This window comes from Hymenobacter sp. HDW8, assembly GCF_011305775.1.
GTDB lineage: Bacteria > Bacteroidota > Bacteroidia > Cytophagales > Hymenobacteraceae > Hymenobacter > Hymenobacter radiodurans.
Genome location: NZ_CP049908.1, coordinates 236147 through 262448, shown reverse-complemented (window position 1 = coordinate 262448; position 26302 = coordinate 236147). Strand labels below are relative to the sequence as shown.

At 58.8% G+C, this 26302-nt stretch carries 29 protein-coding genes; 8 read left to right on the top strand and 21 right to left on the bottom strand.

Annotated elements, in window-relative coordinates; genetic code table 11:
• Nucleotides 1-85 precede the first annotated feature (85 nt).
• Entirely contained in the window at nt 86-430 is a 345-nt protein-coding gene (locus G7064_RS21250) for a hypothetical protein (protein ID WP_205711234.1), read from the bottom strand.
• A 1391-nt stretch (nt 431-1821) separates the two neighbouring features.
• Here G7064_RS21250 and G7064_RS21245 point away from each other — a divergent pair.
• The 3 genes from G7064_RS21245 to G7064_RS21235 all read left to right on the top strand — a co-directional run bounded on the left by G7064_RS21245 (nt 1822) and on the right by G7064_RS21235 (nt 5076).
• Nucleotides 1822-3051 carry a replication initiation protein gene (locus G7064_RS21245; protein ID WP_166075340.1) on the top strand — a complete coding sequence of 410 codons (1230 nt, stop codon included), beginning with the start codon at nt 1822-1824 and terminating at the stop codon, nt 3049-3051.
• Nucleotides 3052-3822: 771 nt separating this feature from the next.
• Complete coding sequence (locus tag G7064_RS21240; protein WP_166075339.1) at nt 3823-4614, top strand: ParA family protein; 792 nt, start codon at nt 3823-3825, stop codon at nt 4612-4614.
• 237 nt (nt 4615-4851) lie between these two features.
• Entirely contained in the window at nt 4852-5076 is a 225-nt protein-coding gene (locus tag G7064_RS21235) for a hypothetical protein (protein WP_166075338.1), read from the top strand.
• Between the two features lie 285 nt (nt 5077-5361).
• Here G7064_RS21235 and G7064_RS22855 read toward each other — a convergent pair whose 3' ends face one another.
• The 17 genes from G7064_RS22855 to G7064_RS21160 all read right to left on the bottom strand — a co-directional run bounded on the left by G7064_RS22855 (nt 5362) and on the right by G7064_RS21160 (nt 16732).
• Nucleotides 5362-5496, bottom strand: coding sequence for a hypothetical protein (locus G7064_RS22855; RefSeq protein ID WP_262888661.1), 135 nt, complete (start codon nt 5494-5496; stop codon nt 5362-5364).
• Between the two features lie 6 nt (nt 5497-5502).
• A complete protein-coding gene (locus tag G7064_RS21230; protein ID WP_166075336.1) occupies nt 5503-5673 on the bottom strand; it encodes a hypothetical protein in 171 nt (56 codons plus the stop codon).
• Nucleotides 5674-5750: 77 nt separating this feature from the next.
• On the bottom strand, nt 5751-6671 hold the full coding sequence (gene traN, locus G7064_RS21225; RefSeq protein WP_166075335.1) for a conjugative transposon protein TraN: 921 nt from the start codon (nt 6669-6671) through the stop codon (nt 5751-5753).
• Nucleotide 6672: 1 nt separating this feature from the next.
• Complete coding sequence (gene traM, locus G7064_RS21220; protein WP_240935911.1) at nt 6673-7077, bottom strand: conjugative transposon protein TraM; 405 nt, start codon at nt 7075-7077, stop codon at nt 6673-6675.
• Complete coding sequence (locus tag G7064_RS22600; protein ID WP_240935910.1) at nt 6977-7876, bottom strand: hypothetical protein; 900 nt, start codon at nt 7874-7876, stop codon at nt 6977-6979. Before G7064_RS22600 ends, traM begins: the two co-directional genes overlap by 101 nt.
• A gap of 57 nt (nt 7877-7933) precedes the next feature.
• Nucleotides 7934-8551, bottom strand: coding sequence for a conjugative transposon protein TraK (gene traK / locus G7064_RS21215; protein ID WP_166075333.1), 618 nt, complete (start codon nt 8549-8551; stop codon nt 7934-7936).
• A gap of 18 nt (nt 8552-8569) precedes the next feature.
• Nucleotides 8570-9646, bottom strand: coding sequence for a conjugative transposon protein TraJ (gene traJ, locus G7064_RS21210; protein WP_262888660.1), 1077 nt, complete (start codon nt 9644-9646; stop codon nt 8570-8572).
• A gap of 8 nt (nt 9647-9654) precedes the next feature.
• A complete protein-coding gene (locus G7064_RS21205; RefSeq protein WP_166075331.1) occupies nt 9655-10293 on the bottom strand; it encodes a hypothetical protein in 639 nt (212 codons plus the stop codon).
• 2 nt (nt 10294-10295) lie between these two features.
• Complete coding sequence (locus tag G7064_RS21200) at nt 10296-10949, bottom strand: hypothetical protein (protein ID WP_166075330.1); 654 nt, start codon at nt 10947-10949, stop codon at nt 10296-10298.
• Nucleotides 10950-10985: 36 nt separating this feature from the next.
• Entirely contained in the window at nt 10986-11543 is a 558-nt protein-coding gene (locus tag G7064_RS21195) for a hypothetical protein (RefSeq protein WP_166075329.1), read from the bottom strand.
• An 84-nt stretch (nt 11544-11627) separates the two neighbouring features.
• On the bottom strand, nt 11628-14099 hold the full coding sequence (locus G7064_RS21190) for a TraG family conjugative transposon ATPase (protein WP_166075328.1): 2472 nt from the start codon (nt 14097-14099) through the stop codon (nt 11628-11630).
• Nucleotides 14096-14413: a DUF4133 domain-containing protein gene (locus G7064_RS21185; RefSeq protein ID WP_166075327.1), complete on the bottom strand. Its 318-nt coding sequence runs from the start codon at nt 14411-14413 to the stop codon at nt 14096-14098. The genes G7064_RS21190 and G7064_RS21185 overlap by 4 nt, the downstream gene beginning before the upstream one ends.
• A gap of 4 nt (nt 14414-14417) precedes the next feature.
• Entirely contained in the window at nt 14418-14741 is a 324-nt protein-coding gene (locus G7064_RS21180; protein ID WP_166075326.1) for a DUF4134 domain-containing protein, read from the bottom strand.
• Between the two features lie 44 nt (nt 14742-14785).
• Entirely contained in the window at nt 14786-15361 is a 576-nt protein-coding gene (locus G7064_RS21175; protein WP_166075325.1) for a hypothetical protein, read from the bottom strand.
• A 103-nt stretch (nt 15362-15464) separates the two neighbouring features.
• The gene (locus G7064_RS21170) at nt 15465-15959 is read right to left on the bottom strand and encodes a DUF3408 domain-containing protein (protein ID WP_166075324.1); all 495 of its coding nucleotides are present in this window, start codon (nt 15957-15959) and stop codon (nt 15465-15467) included.
• Between the two features lie 33 nt (nt 15960-15992).
• A complete protein-coding gene (locus G7064_RS21165) occupies nt 15993-16439 on the bottom strand; it encodes a ParA family protein (protein ID WP_166075323.1) in 447 nt (148 codons plus the stop codon).
• Entirely contained in the window at nt 16430-16732 is a 303-nt protein-coding gene (locus G7064_RS21160) for a ParA family protein (RefSeq protein WP_166075322.1), read from the bottom strand. The genes G7064_RS21165 and G7064_RS21160 overlap by 10 nt, the downstream gene beginning before the upstream one ends.
• 615 nt (nt 16733-17347) lie before the next feature.
• Here G7064_RS21160 and G7064_RS21155 point away from each other — a divergent pair.
• The 4 genes from G7064_RS21155 (at nt 17348) to G7064_RS21140 (ending at nt 21145) form a co-directional block, all read left to right on the top strand.
• Complete coding sequence (locus tag G7064_RS21155) at nt 17348-17668, top strand: plasmid mobilization protein (RefSeq protein WP_166075321.1); 321 nt, start codon at nt 17348-17350, stop codon at nt 17666-17668.
• Nucleotides 17665-18621: a relaxase/mobilization nuclease domain-containing protein gene (locus G7064_RS21150; protein ID WP_166075320.1), complete on the top strand. Its 957-nt coding sequence runs from the start codon at nt 17665-17667 to the stop codon at nt 18619-18621. Before G7064_RS21155 ends, G7064_RS21150 begins: the two co-directional genes overlap by 4 nt.
• 140 nt (nt 18622-18761) lie before the next feature.
• Nucleotides 18762-20795, top strand: coding sequence for a conjugal transfer protein MobC (mobC, locus tag G7064_RS21145; protein WP_166075319.1), 2034 nt, complete (start codon nt 18762-18764; stop codon nt 20793-20795).
• On the top strand, nt 20792-21145 hold the full coding sequence (locus G7064_RS21140) for a helix-turn-helix domain-containing protein (RefSeq protein WP_166075318.1): 354 nt from the start codon (nt 20792-20794) through the stop codon (nt 21143-21145). The genes mobC and G7064_RS21140 overlap by 4 nt, the downstream gene beginning before the upstream one ends.
• A gap of 44 nt (nt 21146-21189) precedes the next feature.
• Here G7064_RS21140 and G7064_RS21135 read toward each other — a convergent pair whose 3' ends face one another.
• Nucleotides 21190-21459, bottom strand: coding sequence for a hypothetical protein (locus G7064_RS21135; protein WP_166075316.1), 270 nt, complete (start codon nt 21457-21459; stop codon nt 21190-21192).
• Here G7064_RS21135 and G7064_RS21130 point away from each other — a divergent pair.
• On the top strand, nt 21451-22605 hold the full coding sequence (locus tag G7064_RS21130) for a DUF3945 domain-containing protein (RefSeq protein ID WP_166075315.1): 1155 nt from the start codon (nt 21451-21453) through the stop codon (nt 22603-22605). The genes G7064_RS21135 and G7064_RS21130 overlap by 9 nt on opposite strands.
• Before the next feature lie 225 nt (nt 22606-22830).
• Here the strand turns inward: G7064_RS21130 and G7064_RS21125 are convergent, their stop codons facing one another.
• Together G7064_RS21125 and ltrA are read right to left on the bottom strand one after the other, a co-directional pair.
• The gene (locus G7064_RS21125) at nt 22831-24132 is read right to left on the bottom strand and encodes a Y-family DNA polymerase (RefSeq protein WP_205711233.1); all 1302 of its coding nucleotides are present in this window, start codon (nt 24130-24132) and stop codon (nt 22831-22833) included.
• A 50-nt stretch (nt 24133-24182) separates the two neighbouring features.
• Nucleotides 24183-25898, bottom strand: coding sequence for a group II intron reverse transcriptase/maturase (gene ltrA / locus G7064_RS21120; RefSeq protein WP_166075313.1), 1716 nt, complete (start codon nt 25896-25898; stop codon nt 24183-24185).
• Between the last annotated feature and the right edge of the window lie 404 nt (nt 25899-26302).

Below are 26302 nucleotides of genomic sequence, written 5' to 3'. Positions count from 1 at the left end.
TTCCCCCACCCCGCCCATTCATGGCCGTTGGGGTCGGGGAAAGGAAACCGCCGGCCGCCCGGATACGCGAACAGGGGGGGGGTAATCACCCCGCCCGCGTGCTCCACGGCGCCTGGAGCGGCGGCCACATCATCGGCCCCCAGCACGACCAACGCCCCCAAGCGCTGGGCCCCCGCGCTGGGTAAACCCCACCGGCCAGCGGCCCCTCTTCCAACGCGACGTAGGCCGGGCCATAGTCCTGAAAGGTCCAGCCAAACGCGTGCTGATCGAACGGCTTCGTGGTCGGTAAATCGGTGGCGGGAAATTCCAGGTAGAACACGGCGTGGTTGACTTTCTGGCCCATCGGGGAAGCGAAAAACGGCGGAAATGTAGGGAAAAAATCATGCCCCGGACGGTGCTGCGGGGGCGAGGAGGTAGCCGGAGAAATCAAGACCGTTTCACGGCTTACTTTTGTCTTACCTGCTTACATGGCTAGGCCCCAAAAGATATCGGTTTCGGACCCCTCCCTCCTCCCCTGCTGCCGGCGTCCAAAACACGCAGAACAGGGGCTTAACAAGTAGGACCGGAACTGAATAAGTGCTTTTCTTTTTGAACCAAACGGACTGCCCCTCTCCCCCGTCTGCTAGAATAGGCGGGGATGGCCAAGGAGCGCTGGTCCGCTATTTTCAAGCGCAGATCGTGTCGTTCTGGTCGCCCCAGACCTGCTCTGTCTGTACCTGGGCGTAGTGGAGTGGAATAAGCAGCCCTTGCTTGCTAGGCGCCATAAGCGGGTCGGCTCGCAGCCGCGTTTACCTCTACCGTTCGTTCAATTTCTGGCGGACGCGGCGTAGTTCCTCCACCACTTCAGCCAAGCGCATGAACGCCCGGACAGGTGCCCATCCCCTTCCAAAATCAGAGCACAAACTACCGGAATCACTTCCTGTCAGAGTATATTTTAGCATAAAGGCTTATATCCATTTAATACTAAAATATACCATCAATAATTCTTCGTTTTCTCTCTCCCGGCTCAAAATTTTTATACTTTAGCTGATTAGGTTTAAGTACTATCCTTGACCAGTAAAAAGGGGTAGGTATTCCAACTTTAACACACGTACATCCATCCCAGAAAACAGCAGCCTCCACCCTAGCATGTCAGCGGTAAGCTGAACAGTTACTCATGGTTCACTGGCGACGGCCTACTGGCACCCCCTTATCTCGATAGCCCTATTACAAAAAGCACGAAATCACACGCTGTCATTAGAGTAAGCGCATCCCTTGTCGTACCTCGTGGCTTCGTGCTTTTTGTAATAGGGTAGCACCCCTGTACCGGTTAAGGCGAATTTCGTGCTTTTTGTAATAGGCACTCCCCCGTACAATCTCTAATGAGATAAACCCATAAATTCATTAATTCATTGTAGAATAGATAGTTATAAATTAATAAACTTCAGAAGTCTATTACAAAAAGCACGAAATTTGCCCCGCGCCCCCGGTAAACGACCTTTCGAGTGCTTGGTTAGCAAAGGAAGGGTAGCTTCCTCGTTTCAAGACAATTATAAAAAAAATACGTCCCCTTTAAACGGTCGTTTTCCTTATTAGTAATATTACCTACTATTACAGGTGTCATAACCTATTGGATTGCAACAGGTTATGAGCAAAGTCTATTACCAAAAGCACGAAAGGCCTATTACCAAAAGCACGAAAGGGTATTACCAAAAGCACGAACTCCCCCTTACTAAAAGCACGAAAGCGAGGCAGTGGCCTATTACCAAAAGCACGAAAGGCTATTACAGAAATGTTTTTTGTAATACTTTGCTCTTAGTTAGCCGCCGATTCGTTTTTGTTATGCAAGGAGATCTGTTCGCCCACGAGACCACCGAATCTATCAGCAAGCTGGTCGTGCAGCGGAATGACTTGGTCAATGCCCGCTTTGCGCTGACTACCCTGGAGATGCGCTTGTTCATGGCCATGCTGGCCCGCATCAACCGGGAGGATACGGAGTTCCACGAACTGCGCATACCCGTGACGGAGGTTGTGGCCGTATCCGGCCGGCGGCCCAGCAGTAACGACTACCAGCAGCTCAAGGATATGTGCGCCCTGTTAGCTTCCCGGGTGCTGTACATCGAGCGGCCGAACAAGAAAAAGCGGGCGGGCAAACTCACGGAGGAAGCCCCCTCCTTCTCTAACACGCCCCTGATGGCCTACGCCGATTACAGCAGCGAGGAACGGGCGCTGGTCGTGCGCTTCAACGACCGGGTGCGCGAGCACCTGCTGCAGCTCAACGACGGCAACTTCACCCAGGCCCAGCTCATGCAGTTGCTTAAGCTCAAGAGCGCCCACTCCTACCGCATTTACTGGCTGCTCAAGCAATACGGCAGCTTCGGGACGCGGACCATACGCGTGGACGATCTCAAGCGCGTGCTGGATCTAGAAGGCCAGTATAAGCAGTTTCCCTTGTTTAAACTCCGCGTGCTGGACCGGGCCCAGCACGAACTCTCGCAAACCAATCTGGCCTTTCAGTACGACCTGCTTCGCGGCAAAGGCAACAGCGTGGAGGAGATCCGCTTCCGCTTCGCACCCGTCACCAGTGAGGTGCTCCTGCCCTCGCTACCGGCGACCACGGAGTGGCAAAAAGCCCTGCTGGAAGTCGGTGTCTCGGCCAGCAGCATTGCCACCATCGGGGAGCTTATTGACAAAGGGGAGGTGGAACCCGCCTACGTGCAGTTCGTGGTACAGCAGCAGCGGGGCAAAAGCAACCAGGGCAAAATCAAGAGCCTGGCTGGGGCCGTCTTTACGGCCATCACCAAAAGTCACCTCATGGAGGAATACCGCAAGGCCCTGTTGCAGCGGCAGAAACCAGCGGCTCGTAAAGCGGCAAGTGGCCCTGCTCCCGTGATCCGTTATCGCCTGCAGGAGGCTCAAGCTGCCTTCGAGCTGATGCAGCGCAAGCAAACGGCCAAGGGTGCCACCTTTGCGGAACACCTGCAGCTGGTATACCTATCCCAGGGCTTTCGGCAGGAGCAGGATAGTGTAGGGGTGGACTGGCTAGTCAAAGAGGAAGAGCCTAAAGCTTAGCCTCAATTGGACGGCCTACGCCTCCTGACGGTTGCCCATCGCGTCTGGGAGCTAGCCCCCGGACGGAGGCTATCAGCTCCTCCCCTACCGAGTAAAGCAATCCGGACCAAGCTGACGTATGATCCCGGGCTGAAAAAGTACTTCCAAAGGCGCTTTCGTCCGCTATTGTCGACTATTTCTGCGCGGGGCCCCGCTCAGGGGGCCTGCAGGACCGATCCCAGCGACCCGCTACCTATCTCGTCGGTGCAAGGGCTAGAGGGCAATTCACAACTTATTGCCCCCCTAGCTATTTGCTCAGCCTTACCTGTCCTGCCCACTACACCCCGACAGGCTGTCTAAGTACATATATACGTAGTCACGAAAAAACGTACATACATAAATACGTTTCTATGTTCATTGCTTGCCAGGCTGTGCTGCCTTGTTGGAGACAGCAGTAATCTGGTTGCTCTTCTGAGTATGCCTTTATACGCTCTTACGTATATATGTATTAGTATATTTGTACGTAAGAACGTTAATACATAAAGATGTTTGTACGTATTAATTCAAATCTTGCCCCTATCATACTGCCTAGATACGAAGGCATTATGATAATGTGATCGCTCTGCCCCTTTCAGCCGGTTAACTACCAGTACTCATCCACTCAGAGAAATAAGGGTTTATACGTATAAACGTAAAAATGTATGAACGTAGAAATGCAACAACATTTGGATGTCGTAACGCCTCTGCGTAAAATATACTACCTTGCTTCTCGTCGCTTTAACTCTATGGTGCATGCAAACACTCTGCTTTTCCAACAATAAAGGAGGGGTCGGCAAGACCACTTCCGCCCTGAACGTCGGTTTAGCACTCGCCCGCCGCGGTCACCGGGTGCTGTTCTGTGACTGTGACCCGCAGCGCAGCCTGACTATTTCCTTTGAGGGCGCGGACGCCCCCGAGCACGTAGGCCTGCTGCTCATGCGCAAGGGGGAGTTTAGCCTAGATGATATTCACGCGGTCATTCGCCCGGTCGGCCAAAACGTGGACCTACTGCCGGCCAGCGCGGAGATGGAAGCCAACGAGGCGCAGCTTCCGGGCTGGGATGCCGAGCACTCCACCCGCCTGGCGGATATTCTGGAACTGGTGGCTCCCGAGTACGAATACTGCATTATTGACACCAAGGGCAGCATCGGTACCTTAACCTGGATTGCCCTGGCGGCCACCAACGTGCTCTACATTCCAGTGGATCCTGAGTTTTATGGCTTTGAGGGCTTAACCAACCTGATCAACACCTGTACGCGCCTGCGTCGCCGCATCAATCCCGGCCTACGGGTTGGGGGTATCTTCTTCACCAAGTATTCACCTACTTATCGCGCGCGCCTGCGGCACGATGTCGTGGACCTGATTAAGGACCACTATGGCAAGGACGTACCCGTCTTTACCACTACCATTCGCCAAAGCACGGCCATCCCGAATGCCCAAATGGCCGGCGCTGGCTTGTTCGACTACGCGCCCGACTCCCCCGGCGCCGAAGACTATGAATCCCTCACCGACGAAATTTTGCAGCACCTGAACAATGGCCACTAAGCCTGCTAAGACTACGCCCCGGCCCGCCCTGGACCGCTACAAAAACAAACCCCGGCCCACCCTGTCCGAAAATCCGGCCGGCACGCCCCCCCGGTCCCCGTCATTGAAGGACTGCGCGACACGCTGCCCGAGCCGCCACCGGCCGTTGCCGTTCCCCTGCCGACCCCAGTAGGAACTGCATTGCCGACTAGGGGAGGGGAGGCGGCACCCGAAACCCCAGCAAGTCTCGCGCTGGAGGTGCCCGCTCAGGTCCCCTTTAACTCGCAGATTCGATTTGATACATACCTGCGCATCAAGCAGGCCCAGTTCTATGACCGGGTTAAAATCAAGGATTTAACCGACGAGGCCCTGAATTACTACCTGGATCAGTTTGAGGGAGCTAATACTCCGCTGCCGCCCAAGGTCCTGCAGGAAGTGCTCAATCAAGGTAAAATAAAAGGCTACAAAAAGCGGGGAGGCTAAGCGTAGAAAGGCTCCGCCTGTGGGGCCTGTCCGCGATATAGGATGGTTGTTGTAATGAACGAGAAGGCGTCCACAACAACCATCCGTGTGCGGTCAGTGCTGGCCTTCTACTGACAGTGGCTGGTAAACGGGCTGCAAAGGCCCTTTTCGCAAATCTCTCTTATCCCCACCTGCCGCACATGGCCGAAGAGCAGCTAGCACTGGTTTAATGCAGAAGTACAGCAACGAAAAAGGCCCAATGCGTTATGTGTGGGGGCTTTTATATACCGTAGATGCACGATTATATTATTGTTTTCTGTCGTTACGACGGCCGATGTTGTAGCCCAAGACTTCCTTCAGCACCAGGCACCCCAAATAGCTTAGCACGAACGAGCCAGCCGTGATACTAGCAAACACCAGCGGGTCGAAGGTGGAGAGCATGGGCGCTTAGTGGTACTGCTCCTCTTCGTCGTAGTATCGTCGCTTTGGGTGCCCCTTGCTGTAAAAGGCGAAGATGCTCAACACGATGATACCATTCACCACGAACTGCCCCCAGCTGGGGCCGTAGGGGCTGTAGAGGAAAATGGCCAGGGCGAGGAAAAACAGAAACTTTCTCATGGGTGCAAGTAGAGAAGGTAGCAATACCGGAATATACGCGTTTGGTTGGATATGATCGTACCTACCAATTGGATAGGCTAGCGCGTGGCCACGATCGCCGGCGAGGCGGGGAGCACCCGCGCCCGCAGAATATCCTGGTTGGTGATCTTCAGCGCCAGGTGCCGCCCGCCGCCTTTCTCGAACAGTTCCACCATCAAGACCTTGTCATCGGGAATGGTGAACTTAGGAGTCACGTATACTCGCTCCAGGAGCTTGTGGCCCGGTATCGCGCTAACTTGGCCGTTGTACACGTAGCGCGGGGTCAGCTCCGCTTCCTGAATGGCCGTGCGCTTGAGCAGCTTCTTGTCACGCACGGTGAATTTAAGGAAGTCGATATCATAGCCGATGTTCGACTTGTTGCGCATCAGTAGCTGGAAGTAAAACAGATCATCAGCCGTATACAGGCCGTGCAGGCCCAGGACAATATCGTCCTTGGCCCTGCGGCGCCGGCGCACCGTCCGCTTTTTACGGCTCACGCCGGCTGCCATCGCTTCCACCGAATGGCGAGGGGCGGCCGCCCGGCTGGCCAAGGCGACGGCTGCCCCACCGGCGCCATTGCCCGGGGCGCCCGCGAAGTTGAGGTTGATCACCTTGGGGTCCTTCTCATAGTCCACCAGAAACGAGTAGAGCTTGCCATCCGTCGTGAGCACGGTCATGTTGGTCTGGGTGAAGCCCGCCGCGTTGGCTTTGACTTTAACGATGTTCTCCGCCCCCTGGGCCTTGTCGGCAATGATATTGCCGCTCCCTAAATCGACGTAGTTAACGGCCGCAGGGAAGATCAGGTGGGTGGTTTTCTGGAAACCCACGCCCAGGTGATAGGAGGCAATCAGGTGCTGGGACTCAATAGCCAGATACAGCAGCGGCTTTGGTGGGGCGACGGCAGGGTTTTGCTGGGCTACGGCCAGAGTAGACGAGCCGAGCAGCGCCAGCAGGCCGAGGGAAACAAGGGGTTTTTTCATGTTAATGCAGCAAAAGTTTATAGTTCGCCTTCAAGTTGATTTTGACTAGTCTGATCTTCTGGCTGGATAGTGCCTTACCCGTTTGGAGGGCGATGCCCGCGGCTTGCGCCCCCAGGCTAGGCGACAGGGTGAGCAGATCAGCGCTGGTGGCGCCCGCCGCCAAGCCCTGCTTGGCCGCATCCCGCTCCACCGAGCCAGGAATATTCAGCCCTTCACCTCCGTCCAGATCGTAGGCCGACAGACGCACGGGTACCAAGCTGTTTTCGTGCTGGATCGAGGCCACCTGGATGGTCAGGCGCTGGCCACTAAGCTGGCAGACGCCATACACGACGGTGTTGTGCGGAATCACCCGCCCCTCCAGCTGCACATCGGCCAGTAACCGCAGCTTCACGGTTTGCCCCTGCACGACGACCTGATCCGAATGCACCACGGCGGGCACCGCATTGACTGCCGCCGCTGTGCCAGAGTGGGTACCGGTGCCCCCAGGCTATGGAAGCTGTTGCCTTGGCTGGGGGCTGCGGGGTGTTATCCAGGCGGTTGACGACCGAGACCGGCGCCGCTGCGACAACGGACGGCTGGGGTTTGGCTTTGCTGGGGGCCGCCTTGGTGCCCGACGCCGGTGGGGTCGCAGGGGCATTCAGGGCCTGCAAGCGCTGCTCGTAGTCGCGCTTGAGTTGCTCCAGCTCGCGTACGCTTCGCTCCAAGTGCTCATCCTGCGGACTTACTGTAGCATAGCTGGGCACGCCCCCCGAGCGCGTAGTTTCCGCGTTACTCCTGGCCGGCGCAACGTACCCTTGCTGCGTGGCGGTCTGCTGCTGGAGTTGCTGCATCCGGCTTTGCACGGCCGTCACGTTCGGGTCGTGGTTGGGATCGTATCGCTGGGGGGACTGACCCGTCTCTAGGGCGTAGTTCAGCCCATCCGGAGAAGCAGAGGCAGAGGCAGAGGCAGAGGCAGAGGCAGCGGCCGCTATTTCCTCCACCGGCTGGAAGGTCAGGCTCAGGCGGCTGCTGTCCAGCGGCGCTTTTGCGGCCGCTAGCTTATCCTCGAATAGCGTGCTAGGGCCAGCCGTGGGCAACGACAGGTTGAGACCACTGATTTCTGAGCCGGTCTCTGCCGCGGCCGAGGGTACGCCTTGGCCCCCACCGCCCAGGTAGAAAAGCAGGGTGAAGCAGAGGAGAGTAGGCAGGGGAACAAAGAGCAGCAACTGGCGCTTTTTAATAAAGTCCTGCGTAAGCGGGGAGGGGTTGTCATAACGGTAGGATTAGCGGCGCTCGGTGCGCAGGTCGATGTTTTCCACGGCCCGCCAGCGCTCCATCAAAAAGCCGTGGGGGTTGTTGGCTGAGCGCGAGACGTCGCGCAGGTAACACTCCGAGACGAAGCGGCGGGTCGTCACGGTCGAGGCGCGGATGATGCGTTGCTGGGCGAAGCAGCGAACGTAGTAGGGGTAGACACTGGTTTGCAGGGCTACGCTATCGACCTTGATATCCTGGCTGATGTTGGCCTGGATCAGGTGGTTGTAGTAGCCGCTCTCCCGCAGGTTGTCGTAGGCCCGCTGGGCGCTTCCATCGGCCAGGAACAGGGCCTGCTTGACATTGTACTCGATAGCCTTGGGGTCGGGATCCAGGGTGAAGAAGAGTTCGTGGAAGCGCTTGACGTGATCTTTCGCTTCGACAGGCCGGTTTTCTTTGACGTTGTGGGAAACGGCGGCCAGTAGATTACCCTGATCGAGCACGTAGATGCGGCCCTGGGCTTCCAGGGCCGTCTGCCGGGCCGCGTAGATGGCGTAGGCCGACACGGAGAAGCAGAGCAGCATGAACAGCAGGGCGAGCATCTTAATCTGCTGATAGGCCGAATCGATATTCTTCAGGGAGCGAAACATAGTCGTAGAGTAAAGTGGTTAGGCATTCGTGTTTTTATAGCCGGTGGAATTGGCCACGGAGGGAGCTGAAGGGGCTGTGCCCATGACCCGCCCGACGGCCACGGCCCGCCCAGCCAACTGCCCCGTAGCGCCACCCGCTACACTGGCCGCCCCACTGGCCATGCTCGTACTGCGGTTCGTAACAAAGCGGGTGATATTGGTCATACCTGAGGCGGCGACAATCCAGTTGGCCACCGAGGGCACGGTGAAGTAGCCAGCAATGGCAATCACCAGGAAAATCATGTAGCCCATATCGGCCGCTTCCAGCGTCGCCCCCGACTGAATCTGTTGGATATCCAGGTTGAGCATCATCACCTGAATGCGGGCAATGATGGCCCCGAAGATGTTGGCCACCGGCAGCCACAAAAACGTGTTGATGTAGCGGGAAAACCAATTGGTCAGGGTGCCCTCGAAGCCGGGCCAGATGGCGAAGCCGAAGCTGATGGGCCCAATAATGGAGAGGATAATGAGAAAGAAGGTGCGGATGGTGTTAAGCACCAGCGCAGCCGAGTCGTGGGCCAGCTCCAGCACATTGCGGATCCACGCGCGGAAATTCTTCTGCACATCGTAGGACAGGCGGTCGAAGTACAGCGCTGCCTTGCCGCCGAAGTCCAGCACATCCTTGGCTCCTAACTCTTTCTCGAACGCTTCGTCCGATTCATAGGGAGCATTTTCGGGCCGGGCCGCCAAAAGGGCTTTCTTGCGGTCCTGCAACTGAATGATATTTAGGTTTTGCGCCCGCACCACCGCGTTGGTCGCGTTCGAGAGACCGCCCAGCACCCCATTCAGTGTGCCCAGCATCGTCGGAAAGAAGGTAATTACCAGACCAATAGCGAAGGGCCGCAGTAAGGGAAACACGTCGATGGGCTCGGCCTCGGCCATGCTGCGCCACACCCTGCTGGCAATAAAGACCAGAGCGCCTAGGCCCCCCAGCGCCCGGCCCACGTTGATCAGGTCGGCACACAGCGGTAGCATTTCGGCGTACAGGTTGTCCAAAAGCTGGTTGAGGGATTCAACCGGGACAGAGACTTGGAGTAGGAGAGAAAGCAAATGCATCGTCGTCGTTAGTTGGAGAGCCCGTAAAGCTTCTTGAGTACTTGCCTGTCTTTGGCGGCTTGGGTTTGCTGGGCGGCCAGCGCTTGGTTGCGGGCGGTGAAGTAGGAGACGAGTTGATACTGATGCACCACCTTATCTGAAATCCGGTTGATAAACTTCAGGCGTTGCGCGTCGGTCATCTTGGCCGCATCGGGAGTGAGAATCGTTGTCAGATCATCCAATAGTGCCACGTTCTCGCTCATGAGCACCGTGTAGCCCTTGACCATACCCTGCACTTGCACCGGCGTCAGATAAGGATGCTGCCGCAGCTGGATCATATTCTGAGCGTAGAGTGTCAAAATACGCTCCTGATAGGACCAGATAGTTTGCACGCGCTGATAGTCGCGCACCACGGAGTTGATCTTCAGCAACCCATCGTACCATTCCTCGTGCATGGCGGCGGTCTGATCGGTGAGCTGCTTGATGACGGCTTGGGTACTGGTGCCTTTCTGGACAATGGTATTGCCAATACCGCGGAGCGTGGTGATAAATCCCTGGTGGGTGGCCTGCTTGGTAGCCTGCCCCTCGGCAATGGGCAACGTCGCCACGAGCTGACCCCGCGTGAGGTCTGGCAATAGGAGCAGAAGTAGAAGGAGTAGCTTTCGCATCGCTAGTTGGCCACGCCGTAGAGTTGCTTAATGGTCTGCCTATCCCGTTGGGCCTTGCCCTGTTGCAGGGAGATAGCCAGGTTGCGCCGGGTGAAGTAGCTGACCAGCTCGTACTGGTGGGTCACCTTGTTGTCGAGTGCATCAATGAGCTCCAGACGCTCCGCATCCGTCATCTTGGCCTGGAGGGGGGAAACGATGGCCGTCAGCTCATCCAGGTAGCCAGCCGACTCCTGTATCAGCACCGTGTAGCCCCGCACCATGCCCGCCACCTGGGCTGGCGTTAGGTTCGGATCCGCCTTGAAGCGGCCGATGTAATCCGAGTAGATGGTGATAATAGCGGTCTGCCGCTCGAAGATGTGCTGCACCCGCCGGTAGGTGCGCACCGTCTGGCTGACCTGCAGCAGGCCATCATACCAGTTCTTAGCCAGCAGCATATTCTTCTCGGTGAAGCCCTTGGTCAGCACCTGCTCCACCACGCCATTGTTGACCAGCGTATTTGCTCTTGTGCTCAACGCTTTGAGTGTAGCTTGCAGGCCCGTTTGAATGAAGTTGGTGCCCTCCAACACGGGCGCGGAAATCACGGCCTGGGCGTGCGCGGCGGGCGTACCCATCAGGCAAAGCGCGGCCACGCACAGGAGTATCTGTGTCTTTTTCATCGTTAAAAAAAGAGTGAGCTCGGTTAAAAACAGGGCTTAGTCATGCCCCCACATGTCGCGCGTGAGGCGCTTGTTGATTTCCTCCTGTTGCTTGCGGGCCAGAATGGAGGCCGTCCTTTTTGAGTAGTACTGCACCAAAGCCAGATGCCGGGTTTGCTTGTCGGCCAGGTCCGATACGTACTTTAGTTGGTCGGCCTCGCTCATCGTGGTTTTGCTGGTGGCCAGCGCCGACAGCTCCTGCACCCGGGCCGCGCTTTCGTCGACCAGCTGCTGGTACTTGGCGCTGATTCCCTGCGCCTGTTCCGGCGTTACGACGGGATGTTTCAGCAACTGGGGCTCATTACTGGCCACTTCCTTCAGGATGGCCGCGTGGGTCTGGTAAACGCTTTCGGTCTTAGGATGCAGCTTGATTAGGTTGGGCACATCACTCTGGTACCAGGTATGTACTTCGTTGACATAGCTGGTATTGGTGGTGCCCAGCGTCTGCTCAATGGTAGCCACGACGCGGGCCTCCGCCTCTTTCGACGCGGCATCCGGCCCACAGCCGCTTAGCAGCAGTGACCCAGTGAATAGAAATAGGGAGACTGTTTTCATAAGGATCGGATGGTAGAGGCAGGATGGTTATGTTGGTTTATAAGCCAAAAGGGTAATAGCGCCGTTCTTATTTTATTCTTGATTTTAGCCAGCCTCGCGTAGTTCCCGGGCGAAAGTGTGAATAGCCGTTTCCATGTCCATGCCCTGTTCTATCTTCTGGAAGAGCCGCATTTTCTCCGTTTGCTCGGTGGTATAGGTCACGTACTCTTCCGTCGATACCTCCACCCCGTACACCTTCGAAATGCGCCCGCCCAGCGTGATAAAGACCTCGTTGTAGCGCGGGCCAGGGCGGTTGTGGCGGTTAATGGAAAGCACCAGACCCTTCTCCTTATCCGACAAGCTCAGTAGGCGCTGAATGTCCTCGAAGCGACTCAGAAAGTCACTCATATCCAGCAGGATCTTGCAGTGCGCGTTGTTGATGATCGTATCCTTGACGATGGGATTGCCAATGATATCGTCCACTTCCTGGGTCACGACCACGGCCTCGCCAAAGAACTTGCGCACGGTTTTGAACAGGTACTTGATGTACTCGGCCATGTTGGCCGTCGCCAAGGCTTTCCAAGCCTCCTCGATCAGGATCATCTTGCGCACGCCACCTAGCTGCCGCATCTTCTGCAGGAACGTGTCCATAATGATTAAAGTCACCACCGGGAAGAGAATGGGGTGATCCTTGATATTATCGAGCTCGAAGACGATAAAGCTTTCCTGGGTCAGGTTGAGCTGCTTATCCGAATTGAGCAGGTAATCGTACTCGCCGCCGCAGTAGTAGGGGGAGAGCACGTAAAGGAAGTTGTGCAGGTCAAAATCTTGCTCCCGCACCTTCACCGTCTCCAGGTGCGCCCGGTAAGGACCTTGCAGAAATTCGTAGAACGTGTTAAAGCTGGGCTTAATGGTGGCATCAGTGGCCAGTAGATCGTAGTACTGCGCAATGGCGTTGGAGATGGACACCGATTCGGACTGGGTGACCTTTTCATCGGCAAACTTCCACAGGGTTAGAATCAGCGTGTGCAGGCTCTGGCGCTTCTCCACGTCGGGCTTACCCACAACATAAAAGGGGTTGAAGCTGATGGGCTTGGTTTCCTCATACGTGAAATACACCCCGCCCTTGAGCTCGCACAGGCCCTTGTAGGAGTTGCCGGTATCGACCAAGAGCACGTGCGTACCCTGCTCGTGGTACTGGCGCACCATCCCGTTGGTGAAGAAGGACTTGCCCGAGCCCGAGGGCCCGAGCACGAACTTGTTGCGGTTCTTGATGAGGCCTTTTTTCAGGGGCTCATCCGACAAGTCCACGTGCACGGGCTTGCCACTAATGCGGTCGGAAAGCTTGATACCGAAGGGGCTGGAAGAATCGCGGTAGTTGGTTTCCACGCTCCACAGGCAGGTGGCCACATCCTCGAAGGTGTAGAAGGTTTCCTCGCTGGGGAAGTCGCCGGCGTTACCGGGAATGCCGGCCCAGAACAGCGCCCCAATATCCACCGTGTTCTGCCGGGCCGAAGGACAGTTGAGCGACGTGAGGGCCGAGCCCACGGTTTCACGCAGGGCCTTCTCTTCATACGGGTTTTCCGTCCAGGCCAAGACGTTCGCGTGCGCCCGCACCGACCGCTTATGGTGGCTGTGGGCTTCGTTCAGGAACTGGTCGTAGAATTCCTTGTGGATAGCATTGGGCCGCGAATACAGCGCCAAGGCATTGAGGTTGTCGCGCTTCTTCTCAAAAGACTTCAGCGTCTTTTTATGATCATCTAGGAAGATGTACTGGTGGTAGAGATGGTTGACCGGCAGCAGCAGGGCCAGGGGCGCGGCAAACCCGACGTAAAACGGGGAGTTGTCCTTGCTCAGGGGCCCATACTTGTTGTCGGTTTGCAGCGCCGCCGGCAGATCATCCAACCGGCCCAGCGAGAAGCAGCAGCAGGACTTGGCGCCTACTTTCAAGCCATCAGTAAAGTCGATATCAACCGCCGGTGCCTGGTCGCGAAAGTCCAGGCTCAGATACTTCTCCAGCAACCCCTTCCTGGTTTCCGTCCCGCACAGGTCCTCATCCGTGAGCTGGGTACACCCAATCCCGGCATCCAAAAGTACGCGCACGACTTGCCCGACCGCGGTGAAGAACTCAGTGAGCAACTCCTCCTGCAGCATGTCCTGGGGCACAATCTTGGCGCGGGAGAGCAGCGTGCGCAGGCTGTTCCAGTGCTCGCGGCTGGAAGCCGTTTTGGTCAGGAACAGGTAGCAGGTGTGGTTTAGAAACGGCCGCTCGTGGAAGTACTGCTGGTAGGCGTGCGTGAGCACAGAGGAATCTGGCTCGAAGCCTGGCGCGTACTTCTCCTCCACGAACGCATCGAGCTTGTGCAGGACGCTATGGTTGGGCATCAGCCGTACGATCCTACTAAATGCCTCGTGCAGGGAGTCGTAGTTATCGGTCGACAGCGTGAAGATTTCAGGCAGCTCCAGCCGATACGCTACCGTCACGTCGGCATTCTTACTGATCAGGCAGCCCTGTTCCACTTTGTAGATCGGCTGCTTCTCCTCCAGGGTCGCTGCTGGCTGTAGTAGTTGGCTCATCGGGTCAGGTCTTTAAACAGACGGGGCGTGCGGTTGACTAGGCGTTGGGGCTGCCGCTGTTTAGCTTGCTGCTTCATGGCCCCGTGCTCCCCGTATTTGGCACTCAGGGAAAATACCCGGGTTACCCAGCAGAAACCGGCGCCCAGGGTCAGGGGCAAGGTCAGGTAGGAACGGAGGCCGGCCACGTGCAGGACGATAAAGCCCAGAAACACGGTGCCGAGCCCCGCCAGCAGCAGCAAGAGGTAGCGGCTGCCCACCAGCCCCTGGAATTCGACGGGCTTGTTGACGCCCTTGTTCAGCGGGTAGTGGCCCATGGTTCTAGAGGAAGAACGCGCGCAGCACCGTGGCCACGACCACTAGGAAGATGCAGCTGCCGAACCAGGAGGTAGCCACCTTCTGGGTGTCTTGGTCGCCCGAGTTCCACTTGCTGAACACCTTGACGGCGCCCACCAGGCCCACGACGGCGCCGATGGCGTAGATCAGGGTGGTGCCGGGCTCAAAGTAGCTGGTCACCTGGGCTGTGGCTTCCTGAATGCCGGCCGCCCCGTTGCCCTGGGCGAGCGAGCTAGTAGCGGTGGCCAGCAGCAGCACGGCGGTAAAGAGACGTTTTACTGGGACGGAGTAAGCGGGTTGTTTGCGCATGACGGGGAAGAATAGAAATGGATGAAAAGGCACGAACAGGTAGGCTATAACCTTTCTAAAACGGCCAGCGACGCGCGGCGCCGCGCCAGGCCGGCGGCGAAAATGTCTTGCAGCAGGGCCGTGTTTTCCAGGGCCGCCGGAACTTCTTCCGCATTTTCTTCGGTGAATTCACCGGCTTCCACTTTATTCAGGAACTCACTGAGCTGCTGGACTTCAATGAGGGATTCGGTGGCTGCCGGCTCGGGCGCTGGGCTCAGTCCTGATTCCTCGGTCGGCGCAGCCTCACCTCCGGTGCGAGGCTGCGCGTCAGCAGCCCCTTCGTCGAACAACAGCGCCTTCGCTGCTTCATCAGACGGGCTGATTTCCGGCGTTTCAGCTTCCGGCTTCGCCTCGTTTTCGGGTGAAAGCCCCGCGACCAGGGAGGGAATGATCAGCGAAGGCCTCCCCGTGGCCGCGGTTCGCTCCGGGGCGGTGGGCTGCCGGCCCGCTCCCTCCACCGATCGGCCCAGCCACGCGCGTACTTCAGACCGGTAATAGACGGCCCCCACGTACGCGTAGTAGGCCAGCAGCAGCAGGAGCACCGTGAGTCCGTACTGGCTCCAGGAAATAGCGTGGAACATGACAAAGCAGGGTAACTGGTCGCACGAAAAAAGGCAAAGCAGTAGCTGGCGCCTGCCTACTCAGGGCCGGCGGCGAGGGGAAGGAAAAGGGAGGCAGCCGGCGCTAGGGCCGCTGAAACGGTAATTTCTCTTTCTTATTCTGGGCTTCCTGATCCTGCAGCATCTGCTGCAGGGTCGGCCCGTATTCCTGGAAGTGCAGGCAGACGATATTGTGTAATAAGTCCGCGATCGTAATGCCGCCCATCGTGTTGGCAATGTGCGTCAGAGCCCGGTGGTTGTCAGGATCCAGTTGAATGGTTTTGCCTTTCTTGTGGCGATGAGCCTGGAGCAGCTGGCGGCGGTAGTCGGCCGGGGTCGGGGCCGCTGGTGGGGGCGGGGGGGCAGCATGTGGCCGCTTTCCTGGCGGCCGCTCAGAGGGGGTCAGTTCAGGCCGGTGGGTTGTCGAGGCTGCATCCGCCGACGGGGCGCTCAGGGCAACACCCGGCGCTGCTACGGGAGGCGTGGGCGCAGCGGGCTCCGGCGTGGGCAGCGCCCCAGGGTGTCTTCTTCTACTGGCGGCTTGCAGCACATCCACCAGTTCGTCGTCATTGGTAGCCATGGCATCGGACAGGAAGGGGGTTCAACACATGGATTACGTGGGTTGGGCTACCGCCGCCGCTTCCGTCACCGGGAACACAATGGCTTGAATCTCGTCCAGGAGGCTCCTAATACCCAGGTGCTGAAACTCCTTGCGCATGGGCATCATCGTCGAGCGCACTTCCCCTTTGCGGTACGCCACGCTTTGCTCGATGCGGGACGTCAGCAAGGGCACGCCCTCCTCCAGGAAAATCTTTTCGGTTTGCAGGACAAAGGTTTGTTTTTCGCTCTTGACAAACTTGGTCCAGAAACAGTAAAACCCCTTCAGCTTACTGTCGGCCTTGTTGGTGTAGGCGCCCAGCACATCGGTATAAGCCAGGGTGGAGTTAATGGTGGCCGCGTCGGGTTCAATGGGAATAAAGATGTAATCCAGGGTTCGCCATAACTCGGGGAGGCCCGCCACATTCAGGGTGCCGGGCGTGTCGACCAGCACTAGGTCCACGGCCCCTCCAGCTCTTCCAGGAGTGCGCGCGCTTCCTTGACCTGGCACGTGAGGATGGCATAGGCTTTCTTGCCCAACGCCCTAAACTCGGCCATTTTCTCGGGCGTCTTTTTAAAGAGCTCCAGCTCGTCCTGCCGAAAATTCTCCACGGTCCACTGCGGATAGTCGCAATCCACCACCGCCACGGTGAGCGCCGTAGTGAAGTGCAGATAAGAGGCGACCAACGCCGTGATCGTGGATTTGCCCACGCCCCCTTTCTGGGAAGAAATGGAGATGTACTTCGTCTGCCTCATGTGCGGGGGAGGGGAGAACACGGAGTGAAAGGGAGTAGCCAAGGGCGCTGCAGCGGCGCTTAACAAACCTAACACACTCAATTGATAATATCAATCTTTTATTAAAATTATTGATATTATTGCGTAGCCTCTGTCGACGTCTGTCGGGCAGACTATCCGCTAAGCTCTTTCGTGCCGGGGCAAGCTTATAGTCTGGTAACCCTACAGTCTTGCCCGACTACTGCCTTATGACGCTGCAAACGCACTGGATTACTACGCTGCAAGCTTACTGCCTTATCATACAATAAGCCTGCGATCTTACTTTTTACTAATCCTACAGGGCAGTAAAGTTCTACCGTTACTGCCTTGTAAAAGAGGAGGCTTACTGCTTTATCAATTGGCGATCGGTCTTTCGCCGTGCCGATTATAAATCCCTTACCACTTGAAGTTTACAGCCTTACTAGGTTACTGCCTTACAACCAAGAAGCAGGTAGCGTTGCTTTCGCTACCTGCTTCTGTAGCCCCTGAATTTAGGCAGCAAGCCATGTCTTTGTAGCTACAAAGACATGGCTTGCTGCCACTGCCAGCTGCCCTTGCTGCCACTGCCAGCTGCCCTTGCCTCTAGTCCCTAAACTCATGGAAAACATCGAGCAGAATGCCCCCGCGCCGAAGCCCAAGAAAGAGAAGGTGATCCGGTTTCGGGCCACGGCGGACGAAGTGAATAAGATCGAAGCCAAGGCGGCCAGGGCCGGTCTTTCGTGCTCGGCATACTGCCGGCGGGCCGCGCTGGATAAGCCCCTCGTCGAGCTGGTGCCGCCCGCGTTGCGCCGCCAGATCAGTGTCGCCGGCCACCAGTTGAATCAGCTGACCCGGCTGGCCAATGCCGGCCAGCTGAGCGCGGTGCGGGCTGACCGCTTGCATGAGCTCCTAACGCTTCTGCTGCAGACCCTGAAATGATCGCCAAAACTATTACCGGGTCGAGCTTCGCAGGAGCCCTGGCGTACGGCGCGGGCCTGCGGACGGAGCACATCAACAAGCAGGCGGAGCTCCTGAGTGTGGCGAATGTGGGCAGCCACGACGCGGCCGGCATTGCCGACGAAATGCAGGCCGTGGCCGCCCTCAGCAGCCGGATTCAGCAGCCGGTGTGGCACACGGTCTTGTCGTGGGCGCCCGGAGAGCAGGTGAGCCGGGCGCAGAAGCTGCAGGCGGCGGCGCTCTATTGCGAGCTGATAGGGGCCAGCCTGGCGCGCCACCAGGTCGCCGTGTACGAGCACAAGGATAAGGACCACCCCCACCTGCACATCTACATCAACCGCGTACCCATGGATGGGGGCCCCGCCCTACGTAGTGATCATAACTATGCGCGCAATGTGAGGGTCACGCGCCAGATTCGGGAGCAGCTGGGCATGACCCCGTTGCCCGCGCGCCGGCAAAGCACGAACGACCTGAGTCCAAATACGGAAATCACCCGCCGCTATGTGCGCTCCCACCTGACGGCGGCCCTGCGGGACGGAAGCATTCGCTCCTTCGACCAGCTGGTGGCCCGCCTGCAAGAACAGCAGATAGCGCTGCAGCTCAAGCGCGATGGCAAGGGCGTGCTGGTGGGCACTAGTTTCCGCTATCAGCACATCAGCGTGACGGGATCTGACGTGGGCATAAAGGCCCAGCAGTTGCGCGACCACTTCCGCCCCTTTGGCTATGAAGGCCTGCGCACTCCGCCTCATTATCACCCTGGCAGTAGTCGTGGTATTGCTGCCGGCACGGCGCCGGTCAGTACCGGCAATGGAGCACCAGGTAGGCTGATCAGAGGGAGCGACGAAAGCGGCCCGGCCGGTAGTAGCCCCGGGCGGGGTGACGCCGAGCAAAACGAAAACGAGGTTCGCCGGCGCCGGCGTCGGCCAAGGCTCTAAAGCGCCCCAGCTAGCTACTTATCCCCCAAAAAATAGAGCGTTCTGCTCAGATATGAGCAGCAGGAAAAGAAGCCAGCCAGCACCGGAACCCATCTCCCCGCAACTATCACCTAAGCCCCCACCATTAACTAGCTCCACTCATGGAAGACGAAAGAGGCTTTCGGAAGATCATGGACTTTATGCGCCTGATCAGCGTGCTACTCGTGCTGCTGCACCTCTACTACTACTGCTACGGCTTCTTTGCCGAGCAGCAGCTAACGGCGGCGTGGTCGGGGAGGGTCCTGGCCCGTTTCAGCACCAAAACCATCTTGTTTCAGGCCCCCTACGTGACGAAGCTGGCGGCCGTGGTCTTTCTGGCCCTTTCCTGCCTAGGCACGCGCGGCCAACCGAATCAGGCCCAGACGTGGCCGCCCATCCTGGGGTATCTGGCGCTGGGCGCGCTAGTGTTCTTCGGCAACGGACGGTTGCTGGACCTGCCCTACGCCCCCGCCCCGGTGACAGGCCTGTACGCTGGCACAACAGCCCTGGGCTTCCTGCTGCTGCTCAAGGCGGGCACCTCGATGACCCGTTTGCTGCAGGTAAATCTGATGGGCGACCTGTTCAACGCCGAAAATGAAACCTTCCCCCAGGAGGAAAGAAGGCTGGAGAACGAGTACTCGGTGAATCTGCCCACCTCGTACCAGTTGCGGGGTAAGCGGCGCCGGGGCTGGGTCAACATCGTGAATCCGTTTCGCGGCACGGTGGTCTATGGCACCCCTGGCTCGGGCAAGTCCTTCGCCATCATCAACCAGTTCATCCGGCAGCACCTTGCGAAGGGCTTTGCCCTGTACGTCTACGACTTTAAATTTCCGGACCTAAGCCGTATTGTCTACAACGAGCTGCTCAAGCACCAGGACAAGTATAAAAATCCCGTCAGGTTCTACGTGATCAACTTCGACAATCCGCGCAAAAGCCACCGCTGTAACCCCTTGCTGCCCGCCATGATGACCGACATTGTCGACGCCTATGAATCGGCGGCCACCATCATGCTCAACCTGAACAAGAAGTGGATTGACCGGCAGGGCGAGTTTTTCGTCGAGTCGCCCATCAACTTCGTGGCCGCCATCATTTGGTTTTTGCGCACCTATGAGGAAGAGGGGGTGAAAGGCAAGTACTGTACCTTCCCCCACGTGATCGAGTTTCTGGGCCGCGAGTATAAAGAGATGTTCCCCATCCTGAGCTCTTACCCCGAGATTGAGAACTACGTGCGCCCGTTTATCTCAGCCTACCAGGGCGGGGCAATGGAGCAATTGGAGGGGCAGATTGCCTCGGCCCGCATTCCACTTTCGCGCCTGGCCTCGCCCCAGCTCTACTGGGTGATGAGCGGCAACGACTTCACCCTCGATATCAACAACCCGGCGGAGCCCAAGGTCTTGTGCGTGGGTAACAACCCTAACCGGGAAGTGATTTACGGGGCCGCGCTGGGCCTGTATAACGCCCGCCTCGTGAAGCTGGTCAACCAGAAGGGTAAGCTCAAGTCGTCCTTGATTATGGATGAGCTGCCCACCATCTATTTCAAAGGCTTGGATAAGCTCCTCGCCACGGCCCGCGGCAACCAGGTGAGTACCTGCCTGGGCATTCAGGATAAGAGCCAACTGGACCGGGATTACGGCAAGGCCGAATCCACCGTGATTCAGAACACGATGGGCAACGTACTCGCGGGCCAAGTAACGGGGGAAAGCGCGGAAGCCCTGAGCAAGCGCTTCGGGCGCCTCGTGCAGCGCCGCCAGTCAATGAGTAGCAACAGCCGCGACACGAGCCACACCGTGTCCACCCAGCTCGACAGCATGATTCCGGCCAGCACGATTGCGGGTCTCACGCAGGGCACCTTCGTGGGCGCCGTGGCCGACAACGTCGGGGAGGAGATCGAGCAGAAGGTGTTTCATGCTAAAATCGTGGTTGATATTCCCCAAACCACGCAGCAGGAAGCGGCCTACCAGGACATCCCGGACCTGGCGAATTTCACCGACCCGCAGACCGGGCAGGACCGGGCAGAGGAGATTATTAAAGCCAACTATACCAGAATTAAAGTGGAAATCCAGAATATTGTGCACGCTGAGCTGCAACGCCTGGCGCGCAGCTCATCGCCCCCGCCCCGCCCGAAGTCCACACCTACACGCAACAAACCTGGATGAAGCACACCATTGGTAAACGCTTAGCCTATGTGCGCGAGCAGCTCTCCGCCGACGACCCTGAAACCAACTGGACGCAAGCCAGGGTAGCGGAAGAGACGGGGTTGAAGCAAAACATGATTACCCGGATAGAACACACCGGTGCCGGCACGTTTGATGCCTTCCTCTGTGTTCTGCTGTTTTATCATAGTAAGGGATTCAATATCCGCTGGCTGCTGCTGGAAGACAATACCGCCGAGCCGCTCTATATCGGCGAGAAAGCGGAAACAACCAGCAGTCGGGCGTTTATTATGTCGATCAAGCAGCAGTTAGAAGGCTTTTTATCAGGCGTTGAGGAAGAAAGCAAACCGTAGGAGAAATTGATAAGGTGATTATTTTAGGAATTTTGTTGATTTAATCAATCGACAATAGGTACCTTAGGGAAGCTAGCTAGCTCCCTGCCGTCATCTACCTCCTTCGCTATATGCCTGAGCAAACCGACCCGAACCTTAGCCCGGCCGGGCCGCCCGCACCCCCGCTGGTAGCCGCAGTGACCCTGAAGAAGCCCGCCCCGATCAACGTCGAAGAAACGCGGGACGAGTTCCTGCGCCATGCGCAGCCCGTAGCCGACGCCCTGCGCAAAAGCGGCCGGGAAGGGGAGGCCGCGCAGCTCGAGCAGGTGGCCCAAGTGATTGGGGTCCTCGGCGCTCCGCCCCGGCTGCAGCCCGCCCCGGGCGACGCCTTGCAGGGTCAACCCGTCGGCCAGGTGCTCCGCCATATCTGGGACGTGATCGACCAGGATCCGGCGCTGCGGCAGCTGCCCCAGGCCCAGCGCCTGCGGCGGGCGGGCCAAGCCTTGGAGGGGGCAGGCCTGCTCCAGATCACGGTGCGCGATGGCGTCGTGGTGAGTTTTGTCAGCAACTTCGTCGACAACTTTTCGGCCGCGCAGCAAGGCCTCCCGCCAAGGCCGACGGGCGCCGCCTTCCGGACAACCACGGTGGCCCCACCCCGGGCGCCGCTTCCAACCCCTACGCTGCCCCAGCCAATGGCTGCGCCAGCCCCCCTGGCGCAGCCCGCCCCGGCTGCTTCGATACCCGCCTCCTTGCTCAGTCCGGCGGTGCTGGAGAAGGCCCGGGCGTTGCATCAGCAACGGCTCACGCCCCCGGCGGGGGCCTTTCGCCGGGCGGACATTCCGGGCGAGCTGCTCGCCAAGATGGGCGTGCCCCTCGCCGAGCTGGAAAAAACGGGCCAGTTGGACAAGTTACTAAGGGGAGAAAAGACCGACCTCATTTCTTCGTTCTCCCTGCGCGACGGGCACGGCGAAACGATTCCCTTTGCCGCCAAGCTGGTGCTGCGCCGGGACGAGGCCGGCGCGCCTAGCCTCCAGTTTGACTTGCCCCAGCAGCAGCTGGTGATCCCCGAGCAGATCCTGGGCAAGGAAATTACGCCGGCCATGAAAGAGCAGCTGACCCGGCACGGCGTGGTGCCCTTGGCCGACGGCTTCCGCGATGGCCCGGGCCCGCCGTTTGCCGCTTACATGGCCATTGATCAGGAAATGAACCGGGTGGTGGCCGTGCGGCGGGAGGGTATTGCCCTCCCGAAGGAAATACTGGGGGTCCCGTTGAATCCGCAGCAGAACAAAGAGTTGCTGGAGGGCCGGCCGACGCAGATGGAAGCCCTCACCAACCGCAAGGGGCAGCTTTTTGATGCCACGGTAGTCCTCGACCCCGTGAAGCGTACGCTCACTTTCCGCGACGTCCAGCCGCACGTAGCCCAACGGCAGCAAGCGACCGTCGAGCAGTCACCCGCTAGTCGTCCCCGAATGCGCCTCTGAATCAATCGGCTCGGGTAGGATAGCGTCAAACCCGTCTTACTCGGTCATCCCCCTTCCGCTATGCTCCTTCATGGTCGGAAACCGTAACTGGTTGAACATTCCCCTGCTGGTCGGCTTCGTCGGCGAGCCACCTAATTTCCTAATCCAACCTCACCGAAAGCAGCGGGTACGTAAAAAGCGCCATCGCCCAAGCGCCGCGAACCCCAGCTAGAGGCTTTTGTCTGCTCAGCCAACCAGTAACAAATCCTCTAGCCGGGTGGTGTACTGCGGCGTGCGCCACTGCGCTTGCCCTGCCCAGGGAGCGACGTGCTGACCAGCTGGCAGGGCGGTGGCCGCGAGCTGCACCGTGCCTTTGCCAAAGCGGCGGTTTAACGCGTCCAACTCAGCCATCAGGCGCAGGCGTTTTTCCGAGACGGGTGCCGCCTCAAACAAGCCCAGCTGGGTCTGGCCGGCCGGCTCCAGCCCGTCGAGGATGACGCCCGCTTTGGTGTAGCGGGTGCCCGGCTGCCAGAGCTTCTTCAGCGCGGCCCGGGCGTAGCGGACCAGCTCCCCCGTGTCGCTGGTGGCCACCGGCAGCGTGAAGAGGGTGGAGCAGGAGTAGGGGGGAGGTTCCAGGCCGTAGCGGCTCTTGCTCAGAAACACAGTCATCGTATGCGCGGCATCGCCTTGGCGACGCAGCTTCTCGGCGGCCCGGGCGGCAAAGGCGCTCACCGCGCCCAGCACGTCGGGGAAGGCCGTCAGGGGCCGGCCGAAGGTGCGCGAGCAGCACAAGCTGCGGCGCGCCAGCGTGCCGTCCTCACTTGGGGCCAGGCCCTGACAGGGGAAGCCCTGCAGCTCCCGGACCAGGCGCTCGCCAACGACCCCGCCCAGGTGCTGGCGGGCAAAGGCCGGGGAGCAGCGGGCCAAGTCTGCCGCCGTCGGGATGCCCAAGCGGTGGAGCTTGGTGGCGTATTGGCGGCCGATGCCCCAGACGTCCTCGACGGCCACTTGCTCCAGGGCCCAGCGCCGGCGCTCGTCCGTATCTAGGTAGCACACCCCTGCTAGTTCCGGTTTCTTTTTCGCCAGGCGGTTGGCCAGCTTGGCCAGGGTCCTGGTGGGAGCCACGCCCACGCAGGTGGGAATGCCCGTACGAGCCAGCACGCCCGCACGTACTTGGCGGGCGAAGGCCTCCAGGCTGTCGACCACAAAGCGCTCTAGGCCGTGCAGGTCCAGGAAAGCCTCGTCGATGGAGTAGATCTCCACCTCGGGCACCACCTGGCTTAGATACCACATCACCCGCCGCGACATGTCCCCATACAAGGCATAGTTGGAGGAAAACACGGCTACGTCATGCTGCTGCAACAGGGGCTTGACCTGAAAGTAGGGGTCGCCCATCTGCAGGCCCAGGGCCTTGGCCTCGCTGCTGCGTGAAATAAGGCACCCGTCGTTGTTGCTCAGCACCACCACGGGCCGACCTTCGAGCTTGGGCTGGAAGACCCGCTCGCAGGAGACGTAGTCGAGTAGGCGGAGAGCATTGCTGCCCTCCACCCCTCTAAGAACCGTACGTGAGAGTTTCCCCTCATACGGCTCAAGCCTCACTAACGCCCGGCTTTGACCGGACGCGGTTTCTCTAGCTGAATACCTTGACTGTGCACCTTACGATGACAGTCGGGGTGCAACAACACCCGGTTTTCTGACGTGTCTCGGCCGCCGAGCGTTCGCGGTTGCCGATGGTGGTTGTGCCACCCGGTCTGTTCCGTGAGTAGCTCGGTGCAGACGGGACAGCGCCCGCGCTGCTGCTGCCAGAGATACGCCAACTGCCGCCGACCTCGGAAGGTCTGTTGCATTTGCTGGGTGAGTCGTTGCTCGAAATACAGTTCCCATTGGACGTCAAACGGGTTGGCTTCTTCTTTAAGGCGGATGTGCCGTCGGATTTTCACGTCCGACAGGGCAAACAGGTGGGGGCGAATAATGCTGCCGTCCTGTTTGACCGCCTCGCCGCTAAAGACCCAGTTTCGACTACCCACGCGGGCGAAATACTTCCGCCGAATCCAGCGCTTGCCTTTTCGTGGATGCCGCCTCCCGGCCCATTTCCAGAGCGTCCGGAACAGCTCCGCGTCCACCCGGTGAAAGGTTTTGGCGCTGCACACGTGGCGATAGAAGTAGGCCCATCCCTTCAGACGGGGATTTAGGTAGGCAATCAGCTCGCCGGCGGCCGTTGCTTTGTGCTGGCCGATGCGTTGGCGCATCGACCGTAAGAAAGCCAACAAGCGCGCTTTGGCGGGCGTAATCAGCAACTTGCCGTGGTAGGTCCGGAAAGTGCTGCCCAAAAAGTCAAAGCCCTCTGGGAGGGAAGTAACCCGGGTTTTCTGCTCCGACAGACGCAGTCCGCGCTCGGCCAGAAAGGCGCTGACCAGGGGCTTGACCTGCTCTTCCAGCACCTCGCGGCTGTAGCCGGTGATGATGAGATCATCGGCGTAGCGCACCAGGTGCACCTTCGGATTAAAGCCCCGGTTGGGTTTGCGGCGGCTTTTGGCAAAGGTGGTTTGTAAGAGCGGGGCCAGGCCATCCAGGGCCAGGTTTGCCAGCACGGGGGAGATGATGCCCCCTTGCGGCGTGCCTTCGGTGGTCGGGTGCCAATGGCCTTTTTCAACGTGTCCGGCTTGCAGCCACCGGCCTAAAATGGCTTTCTCCATCGGGACGTGACGGAGCAGCCACTCGTGGCTAATGCGGTCAAAACAGGCTTCGATGTCGGCCTCCAGCACCCATTGCGGACTGGTGCGTTTACTGAGCAGCGAAAAGCATTTCTCCACCGCGTCGGCCACCTGCCGGCCGGGTCGAAAGCCGAACGAGGAACGGTCGGCCGTCGTCTCGGCGACGGGTTGCAGCGCCAGCAGGTACAAGGCCTGCATGGCGCGGTCTTTCAGGGTGGGAATGCTCAGCGGGCGGGGTTTGCCGTTGCGTTTGGGAATGTAGATACGTCTGAGGGGCTGGGGGCGGTACCCCCGTTGCCTCAGTTCCCCAATGGCCGCCGCTTTGCGGGCGGGGGTGGCCCATCGTTGGCCGTCCACGCCGCTGGTGCGGTTGCCCTGGTTTTCAGTCACTCGCCGCACAGCCAAGGCTTTGGCACTGAACGAGCGGGTCAGCAGGCGTTGCAAGGCATTCACCTTGCCCCACCGGCCGGCCTGAGTAGCCTTCACGATACGCGCTTGAAGCCGCCTGACGTGGTGGTTGACGTGCTGCCAGTCCAAGGCATGCCAGTCGGCCACAACGCCGGAAACCGCACCAGTCGAACTTGTTTGTTCTTCCGTCATCTGCTTTGTTTCCTTCAGAGGTTAGTCAAGTTTTCTCGTGAGGTGAGACCCGGTGGAAGTGGGCCCGCTTTCGCGTGGGGTGATGTTGCAACCCCTATCCGGGCCATTACCGCCCGGCCTTCGCTTTCTCCACCATCCTTTACCCGCCGCCTCATCGGGCGGCCTTACGGCCGGCCTACCCCGAAGGGAAGACGACGGGCTTACCGTGTTTCCTATGTTGAACAAGGAATGAGGTAGGCTCCTTCTTTCCGCCGGTGGTCTTCTTGTCCACGGTTGGGGAAATTTCAACCCCAACACCGACCACGGTCCCGTTTTGGGTCAAGCCTGTCGGCATCCTTTGGCTTGGTCTGCATAACGGCGTTTAGCGAAGGTTCACATGTGTTAGCCTTGTCATCCACGCTAGC